Origin of the sequence: Microbulbifer variabilis (assembly GCF_020524905.1) — a bacterium.
Taxonomy (GTDB): Bacteria; Pseudomonadota; Gammaproteobacteria; order Pseudomonadales; family Cellvibrionaceae; genus Microbulbifer; species Microbulbifer variabilis_A.
This window is the reverse complement of the sequence record NZ_JAIVKI010000003.1, coordinates 1-23560: the sequence shown is the minus strand read 5'-3', so window position 1 is coordinate 23560 and position 23560 is coordinate 1. Positions and strand designations below refer to the sequence as shown.

The 23560-nt window shown below is 52.7% G+C and carries 23 protein-coding genes; 15 read left to right on the top strand and 8 right to left on the bottom strand.

Annotated features, from left to right (window positions below; all coding sequences use genetic code 11):
- The first annotated feature begins 306 nt into the window (after window positions 1-306).
- The 10 genes from LC073_RS05340 to LC073_RS05295 all read left to right on the top strand — a co-directional run bounded on the left by LC073_RS05340 (window position 307) and on the right by LC073_RS05295 (window position 12492).
- Window positions 307-1842: a 2-isopropylmalate synthase gene (locus tag LC073_RS05340; RefSeq protein ID WP_226644464.1), complete on the top strand. Its 1536-nt coding sequence runs from the start codon at window positions 307-309 to the stop codon at window positions 1840-1842.
- The gene (locus tag LC073_RS05335; protein ID WP_226644463.1) at window positions 1843-2613 is read left to right on the top strand and encodes a uracil-DNA glycosylase family protein; all 771 of its coding nucleotides are present in this window, start codon (window positions 1843-1845) and stop codon (window positions 2611-2613) included.
- Window positions 2610-3083 (top strand): ribosomal protein S18-alanine N-acetyltransferase, encoded by a 474-nt coding sequence (gene rimI / locus LC073_RS05330; protein ID WP_226644460.1) that lies wholly within the window; start codon window positions 2610-2612, stop codon window positions 3081-3083. The genes LC073_RS05335 and rimI overlap by 4 nt, the downstream gene beginning before the upstream one ends.
- 159 nt (window positions 3084-3242) lie before the next feature.
- Window positions 3243-4625, top strand: coding sequence for an MATE family efflux transporter (locus tag LC073_RS05325; protein ID WP_226644458.1), 1383 nt, complete (start codon window positions 3243-3245; stop codon window positions 4623-4625).
- A 233-nt stretch (window positions 4626-4858) separates the two neighbouring features.
- A complete protein-coding gene (locus tag LC073_RS05320) occupies window positions 4859-6205 on the top strand; it encodes a YHYH protein (RefSeq protein WP_226644457.1) in 1347 nt (448 codons plus the stop codon).
- Between the two features lie 420 nt (window positions 6206-6625).
- Window positions 6626-7987 (top strand): YHYH protein, encoded by a 1362-nt coding sequence (locus tag LC073_RS05315; RefSeq protein WP_226644456.1) that lies wholly within the window; start codon window positions 6626-6628, stop codon window positions 7985-7987.
- Between the two features lie 29 nt (window positions 7988-8016).
- Window positions 8017-9522 (top strand): YHYH protein, encoded by a 1506-nt coding sequence (locus LC073_RS05310; protein WP_226644455.1) that lies wholly within the window; start codon window positions 8017-8019, stop codon window positions 9520-9522.
- A 29-nt stretch (window positions 9523-9551) separates the two neighbouring features.
- On the top strand, window positions 9552-10112 hold the full coding sequence (locus tag LC073_RS05305; protein ID WP_226644452.1) for a hypothetical protein: 561 nt from the start codon (window positions 9552-9554) through the stop codon (window positions 10110-10112).
- 284 nt (window positions 10113-10396) lie between these two features.
- Window positions 10397-11815 carry an ATP-binding protein gene (locus LC073_RS05300; RefSeq protein ID WP_226644442.1) on the top strand — a complete coding sequence of 473 codons (1419 nt, stop codon included), beginning with the start codon at window positions 10397-10399 and terminating at the stop codon, window positions 11813-11815.
- Between the two features lie 5 nt (window positions 11816-11820).
- Complete coding sequence (locus tag LC073_RS05295) at window positions 11821-12492, top strand: response regulator (protein WP_226644440.1); 672 nt, start codon at window positions 11821-11823, stop codon at window positions 12490-12492.
- A gap of 70 nt (window positions 12493-12562) precedes the next feature.
- On the opposite strand, the gene LC073_RS05290 is transcribed toward LC073_RS05295, so the two are convergent.
- Complete coding sequence (locus LC073_RS05290) at window positions 12563-14326, bottom strand: aminopeptidase P family protein (protein WP_226644437.1); 1764 nt, start codon at window positions 14324-14326, stop codon at window positions 12563-12565.
- Window positions 14327-14876: 550 nt separating this feature from the next.
- On the opposite strand from LC073_RS05290, the gene LC073_RS05285 reads away from it, so the two are divergent.
- Window positions 14877-16106, top strand: a complete 1230-nt coding sequence (locus tag LC073_RS05285; protein ID WP_226644435.1) for a tyrosine-type recombinase/integrase — start codon at window positions 14877-14879, stop codon at window positions 16104-16106.
- Between the two features lie 10 nt (window positions 16107-16116).
- On the top strand, window positions 16117-16869 hold the full coding sequence (locus LC073_RS05280; protein WP_226644433.1) for an FRG domain-containing protein: 753 nt from the start codon (window positions 16117-16119) through the stop codon (window positions 16867-16869).
- Here LC073_RS05280 and LC073_RS05275 read toward each other — a convergent pair.
- Together LC073_RS05275 and LC073_RS05270 are read right to left on the bottom strand one after the other, a co-directional pair.
- Entirely contained in the window at window positions 16827-18080 is a 1254-nt protein-coding gene (locus tag LC073_RS05275) for a Y-family DNA polymerase (protein ID WP_226644429.1), read from the bottom strand. The genes LC073_RS05280 and LC073_RS05275 overlap by 43 nt on opposite strands.
- Entirely contained in the window at window positions 18081-18470 is a 390-nt protein-coding gene (locus tag LC073_RS05270; protein ID WP_226644428.1) for a LexA family protein, read from the bottom strand.
- 66 nt (window positions 18471-18536) lie between these two features.
- On the opposite strand from LC073_RS05270, the gene LC073_RS05265 reads away from it, so the two are divergent.
- A complete protein-coding gene (locus LC073_RS05265; RefSeq protein WP_226644427.1) occupies window positions 18537-18752 on the top strand; it encodes a hypothetical protein in 216 nt (71 codons plus the stop codon).
- Window positions 18753-19042: 290 nt separating this feature from the next.
- Window positions 19043-19384 (top strand): helix-turn-helix domain-containing protein, encoded by a 342-nt coding sequence (locus LC073_RS05260; RefSeq protein ID WP_226644420.1) that lies wholly within the window; start codon window positions 19043-19045, stop codon window positions 19382-19384.
- A gap of 1 nt (window position 19385) precedes the next feature.
- On the opposite strand, the gene LC073_RS05255 is transcribed toward LC073_RS05260, so the two are convergent.
- The 4 genes from LC073_RS05255 to LC073_RS05240 form a co-directional block, all read right to left on the bottom strand.
- Complete coding sequence (locus LC073_RS05255; protein ID WP_226644417.1) at window positions 19386-19604, bottom strand: DUF433 domain-containing protein; 219 nt, start codon at window positions 19602-19604, stop codon at window positions 19386-19388.
- Between the two features lie 86 nt (window positions 19605-19690).
- Complete coding sequence (locus LC073_RS05250; RefSeq protein ID WP_226644414.1) at window positions 19691-20101, bottom strand: hypothetical protein; 411 nt, start codon at window positions 20099-20101, stop codon at window positions 19691-19693.
- Window positions 20095-20604 carry a hypothetical protein gene (locus LC073_RS05245; RefSeq protein ID WP_226644411.1) on the bottom strand — a complete coding sequence of 170 codons (510 nt, stop codon included), beginning with the start codon at window positions 20602-20604 and terminating at the stop codon, window positions 20095-20097. Before LC073_RS05245 ends, LC073_RS05250 begins: the two co-directional genes overlap by 7 nt.
- 212 nt (window positions 20605-20816) lie before the next feature.
- A complete protein-coding gene (locus LC073_RS05240) occupies window positions 20817-21311 on the bottom strand; it encodes an HNH endonuclease family protein (protein WP_226644408.1) in 495 nt (164 codons plus the stop codon).
- 96 nt (window positions 21312-21407) lie between these two features.
- Here LC073_RS05240 and LC073_RS05235 point away from each other — a divergent pair, with 96 nt between their 5' ends.
- Window positions 21408-22451 carry a PIN domain-containing protein gene (locus LC073_RS05235; protein ID WP_226644404.1) on the top strand — a complete coding sequence of 348 codons (1044 nt, stop codon included), beginning with the start codon at window positions 21408-21410 and terminating at the stop codon, window positions 22449-22451.
- 41 nt (window positions 22452-22492) lie between these two features.
- Here LC073_RS05235 and LC073_RS05230 read toward each other — a convergent pair.
- Window positions 22493-23560: host specificity factor TipJ family phage tail protein (locus tag LC073_RS05230; RefSeq protein WP_226644400.1), on the bottom strand; the 1068-nt coding region annotated here is incomplete at its 5' end.

Sequence of the window (23560 nt, the reverse complement as noted above, 5' to 3'; positions counted from 1 at the left end):
AGGATGAACTAACCACAAAAAGAATATTTAAGCGCAATCTTAGGATAACCATTGACCAAAAGATCAAATAACATCCATAATGTGCGAAATCCAGTCCGAAGCCGGTATCTCCACATATGAAGACTGACAACTGCACCTACAGCCACTGCCATTTCGCCCTAGCTTTCTCGCTGCGACTGCCCCTACGCGGCATATAATTTTTCTCCCCCCCACCCTGAACAGAATTCCCAACTTTATTTGGACGGCGCGTAGACAGCGGCGAAGCCCCTTGTTTAGCCTCGAAACAAATAAGGAGAAAAGACAGAAATGAGCACTACAAAAGAAAAATTAGTCATTTTTGATACCACTCTGCGCGATGGAGAGCAGAGCCCTGGCGCCTCTATGACCAAAGAGGAGAAGGTGCGTATTGCCCGCATGCTGGAACGTATGCGTGTAGACGTGATTGAGGCGGGCTTCGCCATCGCCAGCCCCGGAGATTTTGAAGCGGTGCAAGCGGTTGCCGAAGCCGTGACCGAATCCCGCATCTGCAGCCTCGCCCGTGCCGTCAACGCCGACATAGTGCGCGCCGGTGAGGCACTGAAAAAAGCCAATGCCTCCCGCATCCACACATTTATCGCCACTTCCCCGATCCATATGAAGTACAAACTACAGATGGACCCAGAGGATGTACTGCAGCAGGCGGTCAAAGCGGTGAAGACCGCGCGCCAGTTTACCGACGATGTGGAGTTCTCCCTGGAGGACGGCAGTCGCTCCGAGCCGGAGTTTATGTACCGAATCATTGAGGCGGTGATCGCCGCTGGCGCCGGCACTATCAATATCCCCGACACTGTCGGCTATGGTGAACCGGGCGAGTACGGCGCCATGTTCCGCCGGGTCATCGAGAGTGTCCCCAACTCCGACCAGGCCATCTTTTCCACTCACTGTCACAACGATCTGGGCCTGGCAGTGGCCAACTCGCTGTCCGCCGTTATGAACGGTGTACGCCAAGTGGAATGCACCATCAACGGCCTGGGCGAGCGCGCCGGCAACGCCTCACTGGAAGAAATCGTAATGGCAGTACAGACCCGCCAGGATCTCTTCCCTGTGTTTACCGGCATCGACACCAACCATATTGTGCCGACTTCGCGCATGGTTTCGTCCATTACCGGCTTCCCGGTACAACCGAACAAGGCTATCGTCGGCGCCAACGCCTTCGCTCACGAATCCGGCATCCACCAGGACGGGGTACTCAAACACCGCGAAACCTACGAGATCATGCGTGCCGAAGATGTGGGCTGGGGACAAAACCGCCTGGTGCTGGGCAAGCATTCCGGCAGGGCTGCGGTACGCGCCCGCTACGAGGAGCTGGGCATCGCCTTCACCGATAGCGACGAGTTCCAATTAGTATTCCAGCGCTTTAAGGAACTGGCCGATAAAAAGCACGAAATTTTTGACGAGGATCTCCACTCTCTGGTGGCCCTGCGCGAGGAGCCTGCGGAGCGCTTCAAGCTGCTCGACCTGGATGTGCGCACTAAAATCGGCAGCGCGCCCCAGGCCTTTATCGAGCTATCTATCGATGGTGAGTCCCACCAGACCGAGGCCCAGGGCGGCGGCCCGGTGGATGCCACTTTCAAAGCCATTGAGCATATCGTCAATAGTGGTGCCGATTTAAAACTGTATTCCGTCAACGCCGTCACCCAGGGCACAGATTCCCAGGGATCAGTCACCGTGCGGTTGGAAAAGGACGGCCGACTGGTGAATGGTGTGGGTGCCGATACCGATATTTTGATTGCCTCGGCACAAGCCTACATGGATGCGTTAAACTTGCTCGCCATCAGTGAGAGTAAGAAACAGGGCGTGTAAGTGAACGAGCTGCAGCGAGCGGAATATCTGTCGGTACTGGGCATAGCCAGCTATGTGCCGCGCTTTGTATTGCCTCTCGCTCCCGAGCCTCGTCAGGCCAAGTTGCCTCCGGCTGAGCCGGAGGCCATAGAGCAACCGCTGCCGCTTGTCACTAATCCCCTGCCGCAGTCTGCGGCACAGATTGTCGACTCCCCTGTCACCAAAGAGCGTGATACTGTCGCGGCAGAGATCAGCGCACTCACCAACGCGACAAAAGTACAGGCTCCGGAAAAGCCGGCCATCGCTACCCCAGTGACGGCACCGAGCCAGCAAGTGAAGCCCTTCGTGCTCAACTGCTGGCGTCTCGGCGAAACCCTGCTGGCGGTGGATAGCCACGAGCCCGGTGCCGCACTGCCGCTCGATGCACTGTTCGGCAATATTGTGCGTGCACTGAACTGGCACCAGCTACCGCGTCAACAGGAGCGTATGCACTGGCCCATGGTGGAAAACCGTTTCGGTCCGGCGGCAGATGCCTCAGAGGCCCGCGATACCTTTTCCAGTTGGCTGGAAGCCTCCTGCTCGCGCTACCCGGTGCAATCTATCTGGCTGATGGGGCGAGAGGCACAGGAATTCTGCACCCCGCAACCCCTTGAAAGCGATATCAATCACTGGGGCGAAGTACGTATCCTACCCATGCCGAGCCTGTCCCAGTTATTGCAACAACCGCTACGCAAGCGCGAGCTCTGGCAACTTCTGCGCAAGGCCTACCCCGCTGAGACCCGCACTCAATGATGCCCTTGGGTAACGGGCTGGTTTTACGACTTGCCGAAGAGGCAGACTGTACTGCCCTGGCAACTCTGGCACTCAGTGCCCACAGCCACCCCTGGAGTGAGACACAATATCTACAAAGCCTTAAAGCCGGACACCAGTGCTGGCTGCTCAACAGCGGCACTGAGACTGTCGCCTGCTGTGTCGTCAGCAAACTGTTTGATGAGGCGGAGATTCTCGATGTGGCCGTAGCACCACAGTGGCGCCGGCGCGGCTTGGCAGAGACTCTGTTGAAACGTCTTATCGGTGAACTGCAAGTGGATATCCAGCGATTGCTGTTGGAGGTGCGAGCCTCCAATCTCGCCGCGCAGTCACTTTACCGCAAACTGGGTTTTTCCGAGGATGGCTTGCGCAAGAATTACTATCCCGCGGATAACGGCAAGCGCGAGAACGCTGTACTCATGAGTCTCGCCCTGGCAGAACCGCAACCGTAGAATCATACGGCGGACGTTTTTAGCCCTTTTTTCTTGCTGCGCATCCCAGCGCAGTTTTCCGCAGGCGATGCTGCCGAGCCGTTTTTATATTGTCAGGCCACTCCAGGGCAGTATGAGTAAATCTGCCCACTCAACCGATTTGTTGGAAAGAGTTATAGAATGTCGCTATCAAAAAGCAGTCCCTCACTCCTAGAAGGCTCAGTTTCCGGCCATCTGCAGAGACTGGCCTTGCCCATGGTGTGGGGCATCCTCGCGGTAATGTCCTTCAATATTGTGGACACCTACTTTGTCTCGCAACTAGGTAGTGCACCCCTGGCGGCGATGAGCTTCACCTTCCCGGTGGTGATGGTCATCAACAGTTTCTCCATTGGCCTTGGCGCCGGCACCTCCTCCGCAGTGGCCCGCGCCTATGGCGCTAGGGAAGTGAGCAATGTACGCCGGCTGGTAACAGACGCCTCGGTATTGGCGTTGCTAATCTCTCTAGTCATTACCATCGTCGGCCTTCTGACTATTCGCCCCCTCTTTTCCCTGCTTGGCGCCAGCGAAGAGCTGATGCCGCTGATCGAGGACTATATGGTGCCCTGGTATATCGGCACAATTTTTGTGATCGTACCCACTATTGCTCTCTCAGCCCTGCGCGCTATCGGCAACAGTGCATTGACCGGGCGAATCATGGTGGGCGTGGCCCTGTTCAACCTGATTCTCGACCCCATTCTGATCTTCGGGTTACTGGGTTTTCCCCGGCTGGAATTACAGGGGGCGGCCATCGCTACGGTGGTCGTGCGCGCCCTCAGTTTCTTTATCGCTTTCTATTACCTGATTCGCAGGGAAAACCTGGTAGCTGCACCTCAGTGGCACTTCGGCACTCTGATCGAATCCTGGCGCAAAGTCCTCGCCGTAGGGCTGCCCGCAGTTCTCACCAATGTGATTATTCCCATGGCTGGTGGTGTGGTGGTGGCGCTGGTGGCTGTACACGGCGACGAGGCCGTGGCCGGACTCGGTGTGGCCCTACGGATCGAACCTGTAGCTCTAATTGTTTTTTATGCGCTGTCTGCCGTAGTGGGGCCCTTCATGGGGCAAAATGCCGGGGCTGGCAACATAGACCGGCTGCGGGAAACCGTCAGTGTGCTGGCGCGCTTTTGCCTAGTGCTCGGAGCGGGCCTGGCGGTACTACTGTATTTTATCGGCGAACCTGTGGTGCGCCTGTTCAGCGACTCCCCTGAGGTTATTGCCGTGGCTGTGGCCTATCTGAGCCTGGTGCCGTTCAGCTACGCCGGCTACGGTTTTGTGATGTCTGCCAATGCTGCCTTTAACGGACTGGGCCGACCACTACCCGCGACCATGATTTCTTTCCTGCGGGTACTCGGTGTCTACCTGCCTTTGGCCTGGATCGGCAACTATTTCTGGGGCATGACCGGGCTGTTTGCCGCAACCGCCGCATCCAACCTGTTACTCGGCACCCTGTCCTGGTGGTGGCTGCGTCACGATACCCACCAGCGCAGTGTGGAAGTCAACCCGACAGAGCCTCTGTCCGCCAGTTAATTCAACCTGTAAAAATCTTCAATCGGCAGCCTTACACCATACCCCGATTATGGAATGAGGCTGCCCCTTTCCTCATTTTTCAGAGCTCGATCTCACTCTACGGCACGATATAAGGAAACATCCGCCGCAAGAACCAACTTGCATATTGCTTCCCATTTTGCACGTTAGTTTCAGCCCTAGCTGGGCCCAGCGTCCGGTTAAGCCTACTAACCCCCAATCAAGGATGGTGACTTATGCAAGAAGAGGAAAGCCTATTATTTCGGCGACAGCTGTGGCGCGACGCAATCCTGTTTGCCCTTCTCTCGATCCTAGTCTCAACAAGCCTGGTAGGTTGTGACCAGGACGACCCCGATCCTCCCCCGGGCGATGATTCCGGAGAGGGTGATGGCGATGATGGAGGAAATGGTGGTGGCAGCGGCCCTTGGATTCTGAACACCACGGGTGCCCGCGCTCCCTATATCTACGAAACCAACAGCAACGAACAGGTTTTGGTGAATGTTCAGACTGCGGAATCGGTCACGGTAGATGGCAAGGATTACACCCTGGTAAGCGCAACCGGCATCCCGGATTACGAAACAGAAATCACCGACAACCTATACGATTGGCTGATCAATCGGCCCAAGTCCGCCACGGACTTTGTCAGCGGCAGCCCCATTGTACAGATCGGCGATATTGTCAGCTTTGGCCAGGATATCGGCTACAGCAGCAACTCTCAGAGTTGTGCCACGGGTGCTGGATACGGCTACTGGCCCCCCGGCCCCATGTGCCCGGAGAACGTCTCCCATCAGGGCTATTTTCCCTTGGCACCGGAGGTGTCCGATGAAAGTTGTGAAAGTGGGCTTGGGGCACAGGGCTACTGGGTCAACGGCACTTCCATTTACCAGTGGAGCGATGGCCAGGTATTGGATGGCACCTGGCACACCTTGGCGCCGGTGGCAGAAGTGTACGACGTGGATATCTGTGGCGGCCATGCAGCCCGTGGCGATTATCACCACCACTTCTACAGCGACTGCCTGGCGGATCTGGTTGGTGACTCAGGCGATGGTCACTCCCCTATTTACGGCTTCACTGCCGATGGCTACCCCATCCACGGCCCCTGGGAGGCTGATGGAGAACTGGCCATTAGCAGCTGGGCCATTCGCAATTACGACGATCCTGACGCACCCAGTGGTTGTGGCATAGCCGGGGAGCGTACCTGCTTACTAGTCGACGAGTACGATCTTACCAAGGGTACTGAAGCACTGGACAACAGTGGCCCCAGCACCAGCGATACTTTCACCTCTTTATCGGGAAATATCTTTATTACCGAGTCCGGTTTTTTCTATGAGGATTATTACTGGGATAGTGACCTGACCGCCCTGGGCGGTGCCTATCTGGATCAGTACAACGGCCACAGCGATAGTGAACGCGGTTATCACTATCACCTCACCGTGACTCAGAGTGAGGACGGACAGCTTACCCCAGCCTTTCCCTACACCTTCGGGCCGCGCTTTTACGGCAAACTGGATAGCCAGACCATTGTCAGTGTCTGCTCCGACGAAGTCGGCGGCGGTATACCGCCGGGGCCACCGCCAAGGTAAACCTGAGTATTTCAAGGTTTGTAGTTATCTGTAGGCGCTGGTGCGGTTTAACCGTGCTGTGGGATTTCCCTGCGGTGCGGTTAGCAAGCTCACCCCCACAGCTGTAACGCCCTCTCATGGCTCGTCCCAGCAGAAAACTTTGCAAAATTTAACATTGCCAATCCCCCACCAGAAAGCCACACCAATTTTTTTTCAACGCGCTAAAAAATTGGCATAGAGAAAATGAATGACTTCCCAAGGTCCATTAGGGAGAAACGGTTTTTCAGGCATAGCCCCTTTCACGCAAAGGTCCGTTTAAAGGCAATTGTGAAAATTTTTTTCCTCGTGAAAACCAGCTCCGCAGGCTCCGTTATTGTCCATATTTTGTCCTCTTTTCTTCAGTACTTTCAGGTGACTTCTCCTTTGATGCCAGGGTTATCCATGAAAATAATAGAAACACTCCATCCAGACGGGCGCTCACTTTTATCTTATGCCCTCGCTCTCACACTGCTCACCGGCGTTCTGCAGGGCTGCGGTGGTGGGGGGAGTTCGTCCTCCGACACAGAAACCAGTAGCGAGAGCAGCGACACTTCGACCGACAGTGATAGCGGGGATGACAACAGCGAGGACGAAGATACTGGAGGGGATGACGGCAGTGCAGAGGATACCGGTGTCTGGATCGTCAATACCACCGGCGAACGCGCCCCCTTTATTTACGAGAACAACAGCAATGAGCAGGTCCTGGTCAATGTGCAGAGTGTCGAATCGGTTACGGTAAGCGGTAAGGAATACACCCGGGTATCTGCAAGCGGAATCCCCGATTACGAAATTCTGATCACCGAAAATATCCTCAACGCCCTGCTGGCCCGCCCCAAAATCAATAGCGATTTCCTCAACGGCAGCCCCAATGTTCAAGAGGGAGACTTTATTAGTTTTGGTCAGGATATCGGCTATCGCAGCAACGCCTCTTGCGGTGCAGAAGCCGGCTATGGCTTCTGGCCCCCCGGCCCTGTCTGCCCGGAGAATGTCTCACATCAGGGTTATATCCCCAAATCCCCAGAAGCCGCGACAGAGGACTGCGAGACCAGCCTCGGTGTGCAGGGCTACTGGGTTAACGGTACCTCCATTTATCAGTGGAGCGATGGCCAGTCCGTCAACAATACCTGGCACACGCTCGCTCCCCTGGCCGAGGTCTACGATGTGGATGTCTGTGGTGGCCACGCCGCCAACGGCGACTACCACCACCATTTCTACAGCGACTGTTTGGCAAACCTGGTGGGGGATGTGGGTGATGCCCACTCGCCAATTTATGGCTATACCGCCGACGGCTTCGCAATTTACGGCCCCTGGGAAGGCGACGGCCAATTGGCAATGAGCAGTTGGGCGGTACGCGACTACGACGATCCCAGCTCCGAAACTGGATGTGGCATCGCCGGTGAGCGCTCATGCCTGTTGGTCGACGAATACGACACCAGCAAGGGTACTACGAGCACCAACAACACCGGTCCATCCACCAGCGGCAGTTACACCTCTCTATCCAGTAACGAGTTTGATACTACCGCCGGCTTCTTTTACGAGGACTATTACTGGGACCCTGAACTGACCGCCCAGGGCGGTGCCTACCTGGACCAGTACAACGGCCACACCGATGAAGAGCGCGGCTACCACTACCACTTGACCGTCACCCTGAGCGATGACGCTCAATTGGTGCCGGCTTTCCCTTTCACTTTTGGACCACGCTTTTACGGAAAACTGGATGACCAAACCATTGTTAGCCGGTGCTCTTCGACGATTGGGCGATGACACTGAGCATTACTTGAGGTGAATTTCCCATGAAGATAATCGGGTATTTTCTTGCCGGGTTCCTGGCCTGGACCGTTGTGGCTGAGGTTGCTGCCCAGCCCAGCCCAAATTCGGGGCGCAATAACGACCAACGCTCGGTAAGGGAAATACCTGTTCGCGGCCCCGTCACCAGAGGAACCCAAAACAATACTGATAGCGATAACACAGAAACCAGCGACACAGAAATCAGTGATACATCCTCCACTGAGAGTGGTGATGACTCAGCGGAAACACTGGACGAAACAACAAACAATTCCATTGAAAACAACACTGAAATTGGTGAGGAACCGGAAGATTCGAGCGACACTCCTACGGACAGCGAGAATTCAGAGGGAAATGCCCAGGACTCAGCCGATAGCGAATCAACCTGGGTTTTAAATTCCAGCGGCGAGCGCGCTCCCTTTATTTACGAAAGTAGCAGCAACGAGCAGGTGTTGGTGAATGTTCAGAGCGTAGAGTCTGTAAGCCTGAATGGAAGGGAATATTCCCATATCTCCGCCACCGGTATCCCCAACTACCAAATTGAAATCACCCAGGAAATTCTCGACAGCCTGCTCAACCGCCCGAAAGCCTACAGCGATTTTCTCAGCGGCAGCCCCATAATACAGGTAGGTGATGTCATCAGATTCGGTGAGGATATTGGCTACCGCAGTAATTCTTCCTGTGGCTCCGATGCTGGTTATGGGTTTTGGCCGCCGGGACCGGTATGTCCGGAAAATGTTGCCCATGAGGGCTTTATCCCCAACTCCCCGCAAGCCGCTACTGAAGACTGTGAAGCTGGACTCGGTGTGCAGGGCTACTGGGTTAACGGCACGTCTATTTATCAGTGGAGCGATGGCCAGTCCGTCAACAACACCTGGCATACCCTGGCGCCCTTCGCCGAAGTCTATGATGTGGATATCTGTGGTGGTCACGCGGCCAATGGCGACTACCACCACCACTTCTACAGCAGCTGCCTAGCGGAGCTGGTAGGCGATGATGGCAATGGCCACTCACCGGTTTACGGATACACCGCCGACGGTTACGCCATTTATGGCCCATGGGAAGATACTGGCGTGCTGGCACAAAGCAGCTGGGCCATTCGTGACTATGACAATCCCAATTCCGCCAGTGGCTGCGGCGAGACTGGTGCACGTACCTGCCTGCTGGTCGATGAATACGATATCGACCAGGGTGTAGTCAGCACCAACAGCAGCGGCCCCTCCACCGACGGAAGCTACTCCTCCCTATCCGGCAATGAATTTACCACCAGCGCCGGCTTCTTTTACGAGGATTACTATTGGGATGCCAGCCTGACCGCCCGTGGCGGTGCCTACCTGGACCAGTATAACGGCCATAGCGACAGTGAACGCGGCTACCACTATCACTTGACGGTGAGCGAAGACAGCAATGGCAAACTGATACCAGCTTTCCCATTTACCTTCGGTCCCCGCTTCTACGGAAAGCTGGATGCCCAGACCATCGTCAACCGGTGTTCAACCACTGTTGGCCAATAACCGAGACGCACCCCAGGAGAGAGCAGTTTATGAAAATACACAGGTTTTTTGCTGCCGGGTCCCTGTCCTGGCTGATGGCGGCGAGCAGCCCCACACTGGCAGCTCAACCCAATCCTCATGCTGGCCACAACGGTGATCAACATCCGGTCATAGAAATCCCCGTGCATATGGCCGCACCGAGAATTGAACTGGATATCAGCAGGGATCGCATGTCCGGTTTTAATTTACATATTGCTTATGACCGCTTTGAGCTGGAGTCGCCCCGCTATGCCAGCGATAAGCCTCAACGCTTCCTAGAGGGGCACGCACACCTCTATATCAACGGTGAAAAAATACAGCGTCTCTACGGTGCCGACGTTCACCTGCCGGAAAAACTGTTGAAGCCCGGCTTCAACCAAATCACTGTGACTCTCAATGCCCATGACCACAGCACCTGGAGTCGCGGCGGCAAGCGGGTTTTGGCAACCCTGTTTATCCAACGCGACCAGGACAACTTTGTTCTGCACCGTTTTTCCACATCACCTATTGCCTCAGGTGGGGACGGTGAAGAGAGCAAAGCATCGCTCGGTGTAGCGCACAATAGCCAATGAGCAACTGGTGATTGCCCCGCTCTTTTTTGCCAAACTATCGCAAAGAGAGTTCAGCATAGGCGGTACACAGAATTACTGTTGAAAGCAGGCGCAAGGATTTATTTATTTGTGAGTTTCGGGAGCAGTACACCCTTTGCTCTGCACTATCAGTAAGCTGGAACATAGATTGCCCACCCATTTACAGTAGGTGTACGCTTGGGTAATCACCCGCACGGGCAATGCCCGAAGTGGCGGAACGGGAGAGTCCGCTGTACTGACTGTCCGCAGGAAGGACTACACAAAAGATGTCATTAAATATTCGCAACAAACTCAGCCTGGCCTTTTTACTGACTACAGCGATTACAGTCGGCGGTATGTTTGTATTTTTCCAGTGGAGTTTCAGCCACGGCTTCCAGGCTTATATGCGCGCACAGGAACTGCGCGATGTAGAGGGATTGGTTCAGGCACTGGAGCGCTTTTATAGCCGCAAGGGCAGCTGGCAATCACTGGAAGCCGATGGCTCGGAATGGGTGGATCTCCACCGGCAAACCATCTTTCGGCAAATGGGGCGCTTTCCCACACCCCCACCGCCGGGAGCCGGTCCAGGGCGCCCCCCCATGGGTAACCAGCTGGGCCCGCGCCTGAGTCTGTTCGATAGTGAAAAGCAGCTGGTCATCGGGCGTCCAGCCCCAGCGAAGGATTTACTCTATCAGCCCATTCAAGTGGAAGGGAAAACTGTCGGGTACCTCACTATCAATCCCCCACCCGCTCTTTCCAATAATTACGAGCAGGGATTTATTCGGGAACTTTCCCGCACTTTTGCGCTGATTTCCATCGCCACGTTCATTCTTGCCCTGGCCATCGCCCTGCCCCTAGCCTGGCAGCTTGTTCGTCCCATACGTCGCCTGGCCGAGGCCACCCATCGCCTCACATCGGGAGATTACAAAACCCGCATTGATATCGAGAGACGCGATGAACTGGGCCAACTGAGCGCAGACTTCAATCGTTTAGCAGCAACTCTCGAGGCCAATGAACATGCGCGCAATCGCTGGATGGCGGATATTTCCCATGAACTACGCACACCACTGGCGGTACTCAAGGGGCAAATTGAAGCCCTGCAGGATGGTGTGCGCACCGCCACACCGGAAAACCTCAATATTTTGCACGATAAGATTCGCCAGCTTAGCCGTTTGATCAACGATCTCTATGAGCTGTCTCTATCTGATGCCGGCGCCTTGAACTATTGCAAATCCGACCTCCCCCTTGGGCCGCTGCTTACCAGGGTGGTAGAGGATTTTCAAAGTGCCTTTGCCCAGAAAAATATCGACCTGCAATTGCAGTGTGAGCTGGCCGAAAATAAATTCATTTACGCCGATGAGGCGCGCCTGCAACAGCTGTTTGGCAACCTCCTTACCAACAGCTTGCGCTATACCGACAGCGGCGGCCAGTTAAAAATCTGTGCCCGCGCGGAAGCGCAAACAGCTATTATCACCTTTGCCGACTCCTCTCCGGGGGTCACCAGTGCGGATATCCCCCACCTTTTTGACCGCCTCTATCGCACCGACGCCTCACGCAGTCGGGAAACTGGTGGTGCGGGACTGGGGCTGTCGATTTGCCAGAATATTGTTAAAGCCCACGAGGGTAGTATTTCCGCCGGCCCGTCCCGCCTGGGTGGCCTGGAAATTAGTATTTTTCTCCCTCTCACCGAGAGGATTAAATGGTAGGAATAATGGCTGCAAGGATTTTAATTGTCGAAGATGAAACAGAACTGGCCAACCTGCTGCTGGATTATCTTGAAGCAGCCGGTTACCAGGCCGACATACTCACTAATGGCAATGAAGTCATCCCCCATGTCGACGCCCAACCTCCGGACCTGATTTTGCTGGACCTGATGTTACCGGGGAAAAGCGGCCTGGAAATTTGCACAGCAATCCGCCGCTATAGCAACGTGCCCATCATTATGCTGACCGCCAGAATTGAAGAAGTGGACCGCTTGCGCGGTTTAGAAGTTGGGGCGGATGACTATGTGTGCAAACCCTATAGTCCCAGGGAAATTGTGGCCCGGGTCAAAGCCGTTTTACGTCGCACTCACAGTTCAGAACAGCAGAGATACGGGGAAATTCAACTGAGGTGTAGAACCGGCCAGCTCCTAATCGGAGGGCAGGATGTAGGCTTAACCGCGCTGGAATTTCACCTTTTCGAACTTCTCTATAGTGAGCCCGGCCGTATTTTTTCCCGCGATCAGATTATGGACCGCATTTATTCGGACTACCGGGTAATCAGCGATCGAACCATCGACAGTCACATTAAAAAAGTGCGCAAGAAAATTGCGGCCTTGCTGCCGGATAAGGAGTTAATCCATTCGGTCTATGGCGCAGGGTATAAATTTGAAGTGCAGTAATTATTACCATGCAAATGCACGGCTTTCACTACTTCGAAAAAAGCTGGGAGCCAGGCTCCCAGCGATAGCATTACAAAGCCTCGGTGGCCGCTTGTAACCAGGAAGCGGTTTTTTCACTTACCAGCGGTGTAACGACCTCCCGTACACGCTGGTGATAGCGGTTCAACCAATCCCGCTCCTGCGAGGAAAGGAGTGCTGTATCGATCAGGTCACGGTCAATCGGCACCAGGGTTAATTCCTCAAACTGTAAAAATCCAGGGTAATCCGCACTCTCTTTTACAAACACCAGATTTTCAATACGGATACCGTATTGACCGGTGAGATAAAAACCAGGCTCATTGGAGAGGATCATGCCCGGTTGCAGCGGGGTATTGGTGATCACTTTACCGATACGCTGCGGTCCCTCATGCACACTGAGAAAACTACCGACACCATGACCTGTTCCATGGGCATAGTCCAAACCCACATCCCATAGGGATCTGCGCGCAATCGCATCGATCTGCTCTCCACAGGTACCCTGCGGAAAGCGTAGAGTGGCAATAGCAATATGCCCCTTCAGCACTCGGGTAAAGTGCTCTCGTGCAAGTGCGGGAATTTCGCCCAAGGCCACCGTGCGGGTGACATCGGTGGTGCCATCGGGATATTGGGCACCGGAATCACACAGGTAAATCCCCTCTGCTGGCATTTTTAAGCTCGACTCAGGGCTCACCCGGTAGTGCACTATGGCACCATTGGGACCGTAGCCGGAAATTGTCTCGAAGCTGTTGCCGCGGAAGCCTTCCCGCTCCTCGCGCTTGCTATACAGCAACTTCACTGCCGCTAGTTCATCCAGGCCTTTTTCCACCGCAGTGGGCAGCTCGGCCAGGAGCTCGCACAGTGCTGCGCCATCGCGCTCATGCGCCGCTCTGGAACCCGCCAGCTCCACGGCATTTTTGCACGCCTTGGCCTGCGTCACAGGGTCTCGCTCTAACAGCAACTGTAAATCCAGGGCGCGCAGCTGCTGCAGGGTCCAACAGTTACTGTTAGAGGGATCTACCCAGATCCTATTCACATGGCGGCGGCGCAGACCTTCAAACAACTGGCCCTTCTCAGTCACCACCATCACTTCCCGCTCTAGATGTTCCAAGAGCCCTTCACCGACCGCCTGCTCAGCCAGATACAAAATTGCGCTGCCATCCCTAAAAAGCACCCCGCTGGAAAGCGCCACTGGTAAATGGGGGATATCGTCACCACGAATATTGAACAGCCAGGCGCAGATCTCAGGGGTTGGCAACCACAAAGCATCCACACGCTTTTCCGCCAGAAGCGTAGCGATGCGCTGGCGCTTGTCACTGGAGTGCTCCCCGGTAAAAACATAGGGGTGGGGACAGGCAAGACTACAGGGAGAAGCCGGCCGATCCTGCCAAATCGTATCAATTGGGTTCTGCTCCAGGGGCTTCAGGGCAATATCACGCTCATCCAGATATTCTCCCAACAGTGCCAACCCCGGCTCGGTGTGTAGGCGAGGATCAAAACCCAGCGACTGCCCCGCGCTCAATTGATCACCCACCCACTTGGCGATGACCTGATTATTCAGGTCCTCCAAAGCGATAGGTAAATCCCCCAATTGCTGTTGACCCTGCAGGGTATAGCGGCCATCCACAAACAGGGCCGCTTTATCCAGTCCAATCACCGCCATGCCCGCTGATCCAGTAAAACCCGTGATCCAGGCCAAACGCTCATCTGCCGCAGGCACATACTCGTTTTGATACTCATCGGCCCGGGGAACCAGGAAAGCCTCCACACCCTGTCGCCGCAATTCTTCCCGTAATAGCTGTAATCGTTCCTGACTCATACTTCCCCCATGGTTTTCCAGCACCCAAGCCACCTATGCAGACCGAATGACTAGCTGCTGCTCTTTGTGATGACCTTGACTCGACTGAAAAGTCGAATTGATTCAAAAAGATGTTCTGGAGTGCCAGCCGCGCTGGCAGCTCCGCCCATTGACACTACCGAAATGGTTTAGATGCCCCAATTTTAGAGACCAATTTCGCAGTATACCCCACCCTTGTAGCAGTGCCGGCGTGTATAATGCAGACCTGTTTTTCTTCCGAATATCGAGTGATCGAACCTTAAAATATGGGCCAGAGTTCTTCCCTGGCGGGCTTTGCCGGCCGCCGCACCTTCGCAATTATTTCCCACCCCTATAAATCCCCCACCGTCACAGCCTGACAACCTACGACAAAAAATTAATAAATCCCGCATAAAACCTTATTTTTAAGCCTTAGACCTGCGACAGCTTAAGTCATCCAAAACCAACCCCAGCCGCAAAAAATGTGTACATAGGCGTGTACACAAATCGCCTTTTTGTTAGCCTTAAAAAATATGTACACATGGAGGTTGTTATGGCGTTGTCGGATGCCTGGCTGAAGGCTAATTCAGGAAAGAAGATAGAGAAGCGTTTTGAAAAGGCTGATCGGGATGGCCTTAGTGTGCGTGTCACGCCTCAGGGAAAAATCACTTTTCAGCTCCGCTACCGCTACGACAGCAAGCCGGCCCGCGTGGATCTCGGCTCCTACCCTTTAATGACTCTGAAGAACGCCAGGAGTGAAGGCCAGCGCCTGAAAGGAAAGCTGGAACAGGGCTATGACCCCAGGGTGGTAAAACAACTTGAAAAGCAGGCGATCCTAAGCGCAGATTCTTTAGAGGAGCTTTTCTTGCAGTGGTATCACTCCTACTGCAAGGAGAACAAAAAGGGGCACCATGAAATCCTGCGCTCTTTTCAGTTGTATGTGTTCCCAGCCGTTGGCCACCTACCCGCCGAAGAAGTCACTTTGCACGAGTGGCTGGCCCTATTGGAGAAACGGGCACAGGCCACCCCCGGCATTGCCGATCGCATCCTGACCAATGCCAAACAAATGCTGAAGTGGGGTGTGCGGCGCAGGCTCATTACTAGCAACCCGATTGCCAATATCAATGCAACGGAAGACCTGCGCATCAAGAAAGGCATCGGCACCCGCTCTCTGAGCCGGGATGAAATCGGCATGATGTGGCAGGCTCTGGAGCACTCGCGCATGGCGGCGAAGAATAAGATTTTCCTCAAGCTGTGCCTGTTTTATGGCTGCCGCAATGGTGAACTGCGCGTAAGCGAGAAAGAGCACTTCGATTTTGAAAAGCGCATTTGGACGGTGCCACCCGCCAACCACAAGATGGGCAAGTCGACCAAGAAGCCCCTATTGCGCCCCATCATCCCTGAGATTGAGCCCCTGCTGAAAGAGGCTTTTCTGCTGAGCGGCGAAAGCAAACACCTGTTCAACAATAGCGGCAGCGATAAACCCATGGGCCAGGGCGCGCCGCTGGCACTGCCTTACAACCTGATGCAGTGGCTACGACGGCACAGAGACTACGAAATGAAACACTGGTCGGTGCACGACTTACGCAAGACAGCCAGGACAAATTTCTCCGAACTGACTGAGCCCCATATTGCTGAAATTATGCTGGGGCATAAATTGCCAGGCCAGTGGCAAGTCTATGACCACTATGACTACTTGAAAGAGCAGAGGGAAGCCTATACAAGGTGGTGGTTGAAACTCACAAACTTCACGAACTCAGCTTCAGAAATATTAGGTGCGTAAGGGACAGCCAATGGAATCTAGGTCAGCGAGCAGCTTTGCGGAATTTGTACACGAAGTGGAATCATTATGTGAATTCGAAGGAACCATGTTATTCCGTGGACAAGCCACTAAAGGGAAGCTATTACCAAGTATTGCAAGAGATACCCCTTCTCATGACTCTACAACTGAAGAAAAAGAACTGATAAAAGAACTTAGAAGAATGGGGGCATCTATTCTCCCTAGAACTGACATGGATGACTGGGAGCTGTTGGTAGTAGCTCAACACTTTGGCATGAAAACTAGGCTGTTAGATTGGACTAGCAATCCTTTAGCGGCACTCTACTTTGCTTGCAGTGACAGAAAAAAAGGAGATGTATTCGTTTATGTGCTGAGCGCTGATCAGTTCTTAAGCGAAAATCAAAAAGGACCATTTGAACCAGGAAAAACTCAGGTAATTCGTCCTAACCTCAATAACCCCCGCATCATCGCACAACATGGGTGGTTTACTGCACACAAATACTCAGAAAAAACTAAAAAATTTGTACCTTTAGAACAAAACAGAGAAATAAAAAAATCTGTAATAGAAATATGTATCCCAAAATCCGCCAGGGAATTGCTCCTAGAATCTTTGGATCGACACGGGGTCAGCAGCCGAACTTTGTTCCCAGATCTTGAGGGACTTTGCAAATATCTCAATTGGAAACATGAAAGCACACAAAAAGGAAACTTACTCGCGCTACCTCAAGTCAGCACTCTCGGCAAATCCCCCCACCGAGTGGTATAGGCAGGCGAGGTAAATGCCTGCCGCATCTTCCATTTCTTCTGGATACCCTCAGCCCCCAGGAACAAAGTCCCGCGACCAAACTTGTTATTGATCCGGTCCATCGCTTGCATGGTCTGCCCTGCCCTGAGCGATTGCCCTGGGGTAAACAAATCACCCTGCCCCAGTGCGCAGGGGATTATCTCGATTAACCCAACGCCTGCTTTCATAAAGCGGCAGCCTGGGCGATATAAATCCGCAATGGCCTCTCTTACCAGCCGCACGATTACCCGCGTGTCATCGGTGGGGTATGGGGTCTGTACTACGGCACTGCGGCTATAGTAGTTGGGTTCGTGGGGTGAAGTGTGCAGGAATAGGTGAATCGACTTAACAAGCGATTTCTGTGCGCGCAGTTTCTCTGCGGCCCTGCTGGCATAGAGGGTGGCGGCTTGCAGTATCGGTGCTAGGTCGGTGAGCTTTTCACCGAAGGAACGGGTGCAATAGATCTGCTTCTTCGCCGGGGGCTCTTCCTCCAAACCCAGGCAGGGAATCCCGTTCAATTCCTCAATAGTGCGCTCAATATTCACATTGATACGGCGGCGCAGGATTTTCGGGTTGGCCTGCGCCAGGTCGTAGGCGGTCTCTATGCCGAAATCCGCCAGGCGCTTGGTGAGGCGACGACCTATACCCCACACGTCATTCACAGCGGTGCGGCGCTGCATCCACTGCCATTTCTCCGGCGTATCCAACGCACAAACACCATCGCACTTGGGGATTTTCTTGGCTGCGCGGTTGGCGAGCTTGGCCAGCGTTTTACTGGGGGCGATACCCACACCCACGGGCATACGGATATTACGCCAGAGCGTGTTGCGGATTTTGCGGCCGTAGTCCAGCCAATCCTCCTGCAAACCGTGCAGGTCCAAAAACATCTCGTCGATGCTGTAGACCTCCACGTTGGGGCCAAACTCGCGCAGGGTGGTCATTACCCGGTGAGAGATATCGCCATACAGTGGATAATTGCTGGAGAAGATCGCCACCCGATGGGCGCGCAGCAGGTGCTGAACCTTGAAGAAGGGCTCCAAGTCGCCAATGCCTAATAGCTTCGCCTCTTTGGAGCGCGCCACCACAAAGCCGTCGTTATTGGAGAGCACCACCACCGGGCGCCCGCGCAAGTCCGGCCGGAATATCTGCTCGCAGCTGGCATAGCAGCTGTTGCAATCCACCAGTACCAGCATTCAGCGCGGCCGGTGGTAACGCACCGAAGCTTTCACCACCCCCTCCACAATCAACTCCTGCCCCTCCCAAATAGGGATCGGGGCGTAATCATCATTGGCAGAGAGCAGCCGCCCCTGCTGCTGGTCCAGCACTTTGCAGGTGAGCTGGCCATCCAGGGCCACCACAACCACATCCCCATGGGCAGGGGTTAGCGAGCGATCGACAATCAACAGATCCTTGTCGAAGATGCCGAGCCCCATCATGGAATCCCCATTCGCCCGCGCCATAAAGGTTGCCGCAGGCTTGGTGATCAGGTGTTCATCCAGGCTAAGAGCCGCCTCCTTGTGGTCATCGGCGGGAGAAGGAAAGCCACAGGCAACGCCATGGCTGTAGAGCGAGGAAAGCTTCATACTGGAAACCCTAAATACTGTATATACATACAGTTTATTGCTACAGGACTCCAACCGGCAAGGGGAATGGATGACTATGAGGCCGATACTACTCGCGGCACCGGCCCCAACAGCCGACTAGGCCGCCTCCCCCTTTGTCAGGTTTCCAGCAACGGCCTTTTCCTCAACAGCGAAGATAACGCCTTTGAGCGTATCCCCCACCTCCTTGCCAATCAGCTGCAGCAAGGTGGTGCGCGCCGTCTGATTGGGACAGCCCGCAACCCATTCCAGGCCGGCACATAGATTAGTGACGTGGTGAAGCTGTTGAATATGAGCAGTCATTGGCATGTTCTACCTCCGTGTAGGAACTTCAAAAACCTCAACGCCGCAGGAGCCTCCGAGCGGCGATGGCCTGTCGCAGTGAATCCCTTCAGTGATTTGTGCGGGCTTTTGGCGACAAACACCCCAACGCTACTATCAAAATCACACTCAATAAATAAAGATTCTGGATTATTTCTAATTTAGAAATGCAAAATGCGGTTTTATTTCGAAAATCGAAAATTTGTTATTACGGGAGTACCTAATACGGCTAGATGTTTGAGGCCGGGACACTGGGCAAACGCCTGCGCAACGCACGGAAATTGAAGGGGAAGACGATTGCACAGTTAGCCAACCAGCTGGGGCTAACGCCATCTCAGATTTCGAAAATGGAAACAGGCAGTCAGAAGCTGCCGGCGGAGCTGCTGCCGGCTTGGTGTGAGGCGGTGGGGATTACTTTGGCAGAGGTATACGGGGCCGAGAATCTGCACCACTTCGCGCAGATTCCCTTTCCGCCGCTGATTGCGCAGCTTTATTCGAAGCTACCGCAAGAGTTTCGTAGGCATATCCATCGGATGATTGAGAGCACCTACCAGTTATGGAAGAGCCGACGTTAAATTAGACCTCATTGCCTTTCGGAAGATTATCGGCGGCATATCCTATTGCCGCGCGTATTTTGGTTTCGTCCAGGTTGGGAAAGTCTTCGATGATTTCGCTAGTGGTCATGCCAGCGCTGAGCATCTGCAAAATATCCACTACGGCTATCCTGGTCCCTGTCACACAGGCTTTCCCTCCCCTTATTTGCGGATCAACCTCAATGTACGGCTGGTATTCCACACTGCACCTCCTTTAGCTATTTCACTTAAACAGTGAAAATTTGGGCAATCCATACCATCAACTGCAAGCCTAGCCAGAAACCAGAATTAGTCTTCATTCTTAATTGGCAACTTGCCAAATTCGGGGTATCGCTCCCTCAGAATAGCTTCCTGCTCTTCTTTTGTCTGAATAACATCCTCAACGTTACAAACACCAATTTGATTTATGGTGATTTCATTATTGTATTTTTCGATGAGCTGCCTGGCCTTTAATCGGTTCTCTTCTGATGCTTGTCGGCGACCTGAGAAATCCTCGCGAATCATCTGAAAATTTTCTTCCAGCGAGAGCTTGTCATCCATCATGTAACCGAGACTAGAGTGCACCAATATATTGACATCCTGGGCAGAGAAATCGGGCACGCCCTCCATTGTGGGATCAATGGTAGGGTCAGATATTATTGACTCAGCAATATCGTCAGGAAGAACAAAGTACTGGTCATCATCAGCTTTGATTAACATGGCAAGACCTCCAAAGGTTTCGCAAGTTCTTGCTCAAAAATTCGGTATTGATCTGTTTCTGAAATTTTTACATCGCTCATAAACCACCCAATACCACCATCGGTATGAAGAGCAATAAAATGCGGGAGTTTGTGTTTGAGATGTTTATAAATCTCCCTCGCACCGTGTCCATATGCACGATTTTTTATATGAATTGCATTGGCTTTACGCCTACCCAGATCATCAGTCAAAAGATAAAAGCCTACAATAGAAATACTAGGCAAATCCGGTAGGATCATTTCTGTCGCTCGGGTTCCAATGGCCCTGGCCAAAGATAGTCCATTGGTTTTGCCCATCACTGAAGAATCCATACTTCCACTAGCATTTGTAAACTTGATTCCAACTGCTTTTCCGGTAATGCCAGCCACATCATGATAGCTAACCTGGATAGTGTAATTGGAACCTCCTACTGTTATTACAGAGGTCTTTTCATGGGTCTGCCTTAATAAGTAATGTCCAGCCATACTACCTAGTGAATCCTTTCTGTGGGTTTGATTTTTAACCACCATATATCAATGGTAACTAATGCTTCCGATCAGCTTGAGTAACAATATCGATACCCAATAGAGCCCTTATCCATACCACAATGTAACCTTGAGGTACAGATTAAGCACTTCATAGGTTCCCACAACGACCGGCACACTTGGCGATAGCAAAATTAAAATAATTTAATTATTCACATCAACCCATACCTCTTCGCAATGAGCTGAAACTGTTGGGCATAAATAGCGCGAGCGGGTTGGTAGGGGGGCAACCATTCATCGGGGCCTTTGTCGCCCTTGCTTTGATTGTGGCCGTCATCCACCAGCCAGAGGTTGGCCGGGTCTTCGGCGAAGGCCCGACGCTGCTCTCGAGTCCAGTTGGCACCGCCGTGCTTATGGGCCCAGGCGAGCGGGACTATATGCTCCACATCCAGATCCGAAGCCTTTTGGAAAAACTGGCCGCTATAGGGGTCCATCCATAAGCCCGAAACGACGGTGCAAGCCCTTTCATTGCTAAAGGTCACCGGAGCCAGAGAGAGGCGAATCAGTAGCTCCTGGCGCGTGCTCTGGCAGTCACCATCGACATCAGACCAGCCGGAGAGCCACTGCCGGCGATCGTAAGCCTCGGGCACAGCTTCGTAGCAGCCGCTTAGAAAAACTATCATGCCAAATATAAGGAGTAAGCGCATATTAACACTCTATTCCGAAAGCATCGGCTGGATTTTGCTTCCAATCATATTAAGTGTCAAAATGTTAAAAACCTAAACACTACAAATCGTCGCTTTATGGAAACAAATAATATATTTATCGACACCCAAGCATTTCAAAAACACAACTTCAAATTTGAATGCCCTGAACTATCCCATATACGCGAGCTCGGCAAAGATAAGCAGATCAATATTTACATTTCCGAAGTCATCAAAGAGGAAGTAACCGGAAAAATAAAAGCCAAGATATCCAAGGCCCGAGACACGCATAAAGAGTTAATGAGAGAACTTAATTTTTTAGATGAAAGTTTACCTGAAATATTCAAAAATTCTCAGAATCTTCTCTGCAGCGAAGATATAGAAAAAATCGCTATAGCTAGATGGGAAAGATACATATCAGAGTCAAACATACAAATTTTAGACCCAAATAGCATCTGTAACCGAGAGTTGATTGATCTTTACTTCAAAGGTGAGAAATCCTTCAACCCTGGCAAGAAAAAGCATGAATTTCCTGACGCCATATCCCTGCTAAGCCTTAAGAATATTCTAGACCAAAAAAAACAAAAAGCATACGTAATAAGTGAAGACAATGACCTGAAAGGTTATTGTAACTCAAATACAACTTGCTTAAGCCTGGATCAGATTTCGGCATTTCTAAATATATATAACAAAGATAAGAAATCAACAAGCCACGTCGAACACCTACTAGCATTACATGAAAATAGAATTATAGAAACAATCAAAGAAGCATTTGAATACTGCGGTTTCGAATATGAAGGAAACTACCACGACAACCATGTAGAAGATGTCTCAGTGACCAACATTGAGATCCAGGAGATGGATATAATTAAAATTGGAGATGGTTTTGCTGAAATCTCTATAGAAGCAGAGATAGCATGCACGGCAGAAATTAGTGGCCCAAATCATGACAGTGCCATCTATGATTCAGAAACTAAAGAAACAATATTCATTGATTACTTCCAAACTGTCATGCCATTCTCAAATAATTACAACGTAACCTTGAATATATCATTCAGCAATTCAAATGAAATAATCACTAATTTCTCTGAAGTATTATTTGATGGTAGAAAGGACATCCTGTTGCCAGTTGAAGATTATTAAATACTATTTTGGTATCAATGATTTCATAACCTTCTTAGCTCTCAACCAGGACTACTATCATCATCCGCATAAACCCGTTCATCGTAGTTAACCGCGGTCATACCCACCCGCTCGGTGCCGCTGGGTTTAATATCGGTGATGAGTGCCGGGTGGCTCCAGCGCTCGGCCTGGCCGAACATATACAGCGGCGGTTCCATGCTGCCATCTAGTGTGGGCGTAAAATCCAGATTGGAATCTATCGTTACGATATTGGCGCTGTCGGTTCGCGTAGCCGTATAGAGGCCGGACAGGGTGCCATCTGGTTTACGCAGGGCGAGGTAGTGCCTACCTATGCCCCACTCCAGCTCCGCATCCAGGGTGATTTCTTGCCCGCTGACTCCCAATACCCTGCCCGTCTGCGAGTATCCGGGGATATCGTCGGCAAGGGCGCAGTAGCTCAGATAGCGGCTGTTGAGGCCGTCCATTTCCGTCTTAAAGCTGTAGCGGATGCGGCGGTAGCGCTGTGTGCGCCTTTGCCGCATGCCGAAGCGCCAGGCTTTGGTTTTATCGGTGATACCAAATGCCCGGACCTTTTTCGGCGCTTGCCCGAGATCTCCCGGTAAGGTGCAGAGCACTGTGGCCGGTTTCCAGGTTTGCGGGTCGAAGTATTCCACCTCAATGCCGTCCGGCTCGTCGGGGTCAAATAGTTTTATATCCCTCTCCAGCTCGCCGACCATATTGTCTGGTTGGTACATATGTTCGAACGCCGTGCGTGGGCCGTCGCGTACCGGAATGATTTGGCCATAGTCCAGGGTGGGCTCGGCATAGCCCACCGCTAACACTTTTTTCAGGGCTTCAAACAGGGTGGTTTTGTTGTCGAATACCGCCGAGAAGGTATCGCCGCGCGTGCTCCACAGGGTATGGAGTTCCTCCATTTCCTCCAGGCCGATCTGGTAGTCGGTATGGCCGACGCTCTTGATCACATAGGCAAAGAATGGGGCTATATCCTGGGTGGGTTGAGGCGCGGACCAGCTGCCATTTTCATAGACGGGAAGTTTGCGGGTTGCGATGAGATTGAATTTATTCTCTGCACTGCCGGCCAGGGCATTGGTGCCACGGATTTTAACCGC

Coding starts and splice junctions, on each gene's coding strand:
- LC073_RS05315 (WP_226644456.1), top strand. CDS start 6,626: ATGAAAATAATAGAAACACTCCATCCAGACGGGCGCTCACTTTTATCT.
- LC073_RS05235 (WP_226644404.1), top strand. CDS start 21,408: ATGGAAACAAATAATATATTTATCGACACCCAAGCATTTCAAAAACAC.
- LC073_RS05310 (WP_226644455.1), top strand. CDS start 8,017: ATGAAGATAATCGGGTATTTTCTTGCCGGGTTCCTGGCCTGGACCGTT.
- LC073_RS05245 (WP_226644411.1), bottom strand. CDS start 20,604: ATGGCTGGACATTACTTATTAAGGCAGACCCATGAAAAGACCTCTGTA.
- LC073_RS05280 (WP_226644433.1), top strand. CDS start 16,117: ATGGAATCTAGGTCAGCGAGCAGCTTTGCGGAATTTGTACACGAAGTG.
- LC073_RS05260 (WP_226644420.1), top strand. CDS start 19,043: ATGTTTGAGGCCGGGACACTGGGCAAACGCCTGCGCAACGCACGGAAA.
- LC073_RS05290 (WP_226644437.1), bottom strand. CDS start 14,326: ATGAGTCAGGAACGATTACAGCTATTACGGGAAGAATTGCGGCGACAG.
- LC073_RS05340 (WP_226644464.1), top strand. CDS start 307: ATGAGCACTACAAAAGAAAAATTAGTCATTTTTGATACCACTCTGCGC.
- LC073_RS05240 (WP_226644408.1), bottom strand. CDS start 21,311: ATGCGCTTACTCCTTATATTTGGCATGATAGTTTTTCTAAGCGGCTGC.
- rimI (WP_226644460.1), top strand. CDS start 2,610: ATGATGCCCTTGGGTAACGGGCTGGTTTTACGACTTGCCGAAGAGGCA.
- LC073_RS05250 (WP_226644414.1), bottom strand. CDS start 20,101: ATGTTAATCAAAGCTGATGATGACCAGTACTTTGTTCTTCCTGACGAT.
- LC073_RS05320 (WP_226644457.1), top strand. CDS start 4,859: ATGCAAGAAGAGGAAAGCCTATTATTTCGGCGACAGCTGTGGCGCGAC.
- LC073_RS05305 (WP_226644452.1), top strand. CDS start 9,552: ATGAAAATACACAGGTTTTTTGCTGCCGGGTCCCTGTCCTGGCTGATG.
- LC073_RS05300 (WP_226644442.1), top strand. CDS start 10,397: ATGTCATTAAATATTCGCAACAAACTCAGCCTGGCCTTTTTACTGACT.
- LC073_RS05285 (WP_226644435.1), top strand. CDS start 14,877: ATGGCGTTGTCGGATGCCTGGCTGAAGGCTAATTCAGGAAAGAAGATA.
- LC073_RS05270 (WP_226644428.1), bottom strand. CDS start 18,470: ATGAAGCTTTCCTCGCTCTACAGCCATGGCGTTGCCTGTGGCTTTCCT.
- LC073_RS05265 (WP_226644427.1), top strand. CDS start 18,537: ATGGATGACTATGAGGCCGATACTACTCGCGGCACCGGCCCCAACAGC.
- LC073_RS05275 (WP_226644429.1), bottom strand. CDS start 18,080: ATGCTGGTACTGGTGGATTGCAACAGCTGCTATGCCAGCTGCGAGCAG.
- LC073_RS05295 (WP_226644440.1), top strand. CDS start 11,821: ATGGCTGCAAGGATTTTAATTGTCGAAGATGAAACAGAACTGGCCAAC.
- LC073_RS05325 (WP_226644458.1), top strand. CDS start 3,243: ATGTCGCTATCAAAAAGCAGTCCCTCACTCCTAGAAGGCTCAGTTTCC.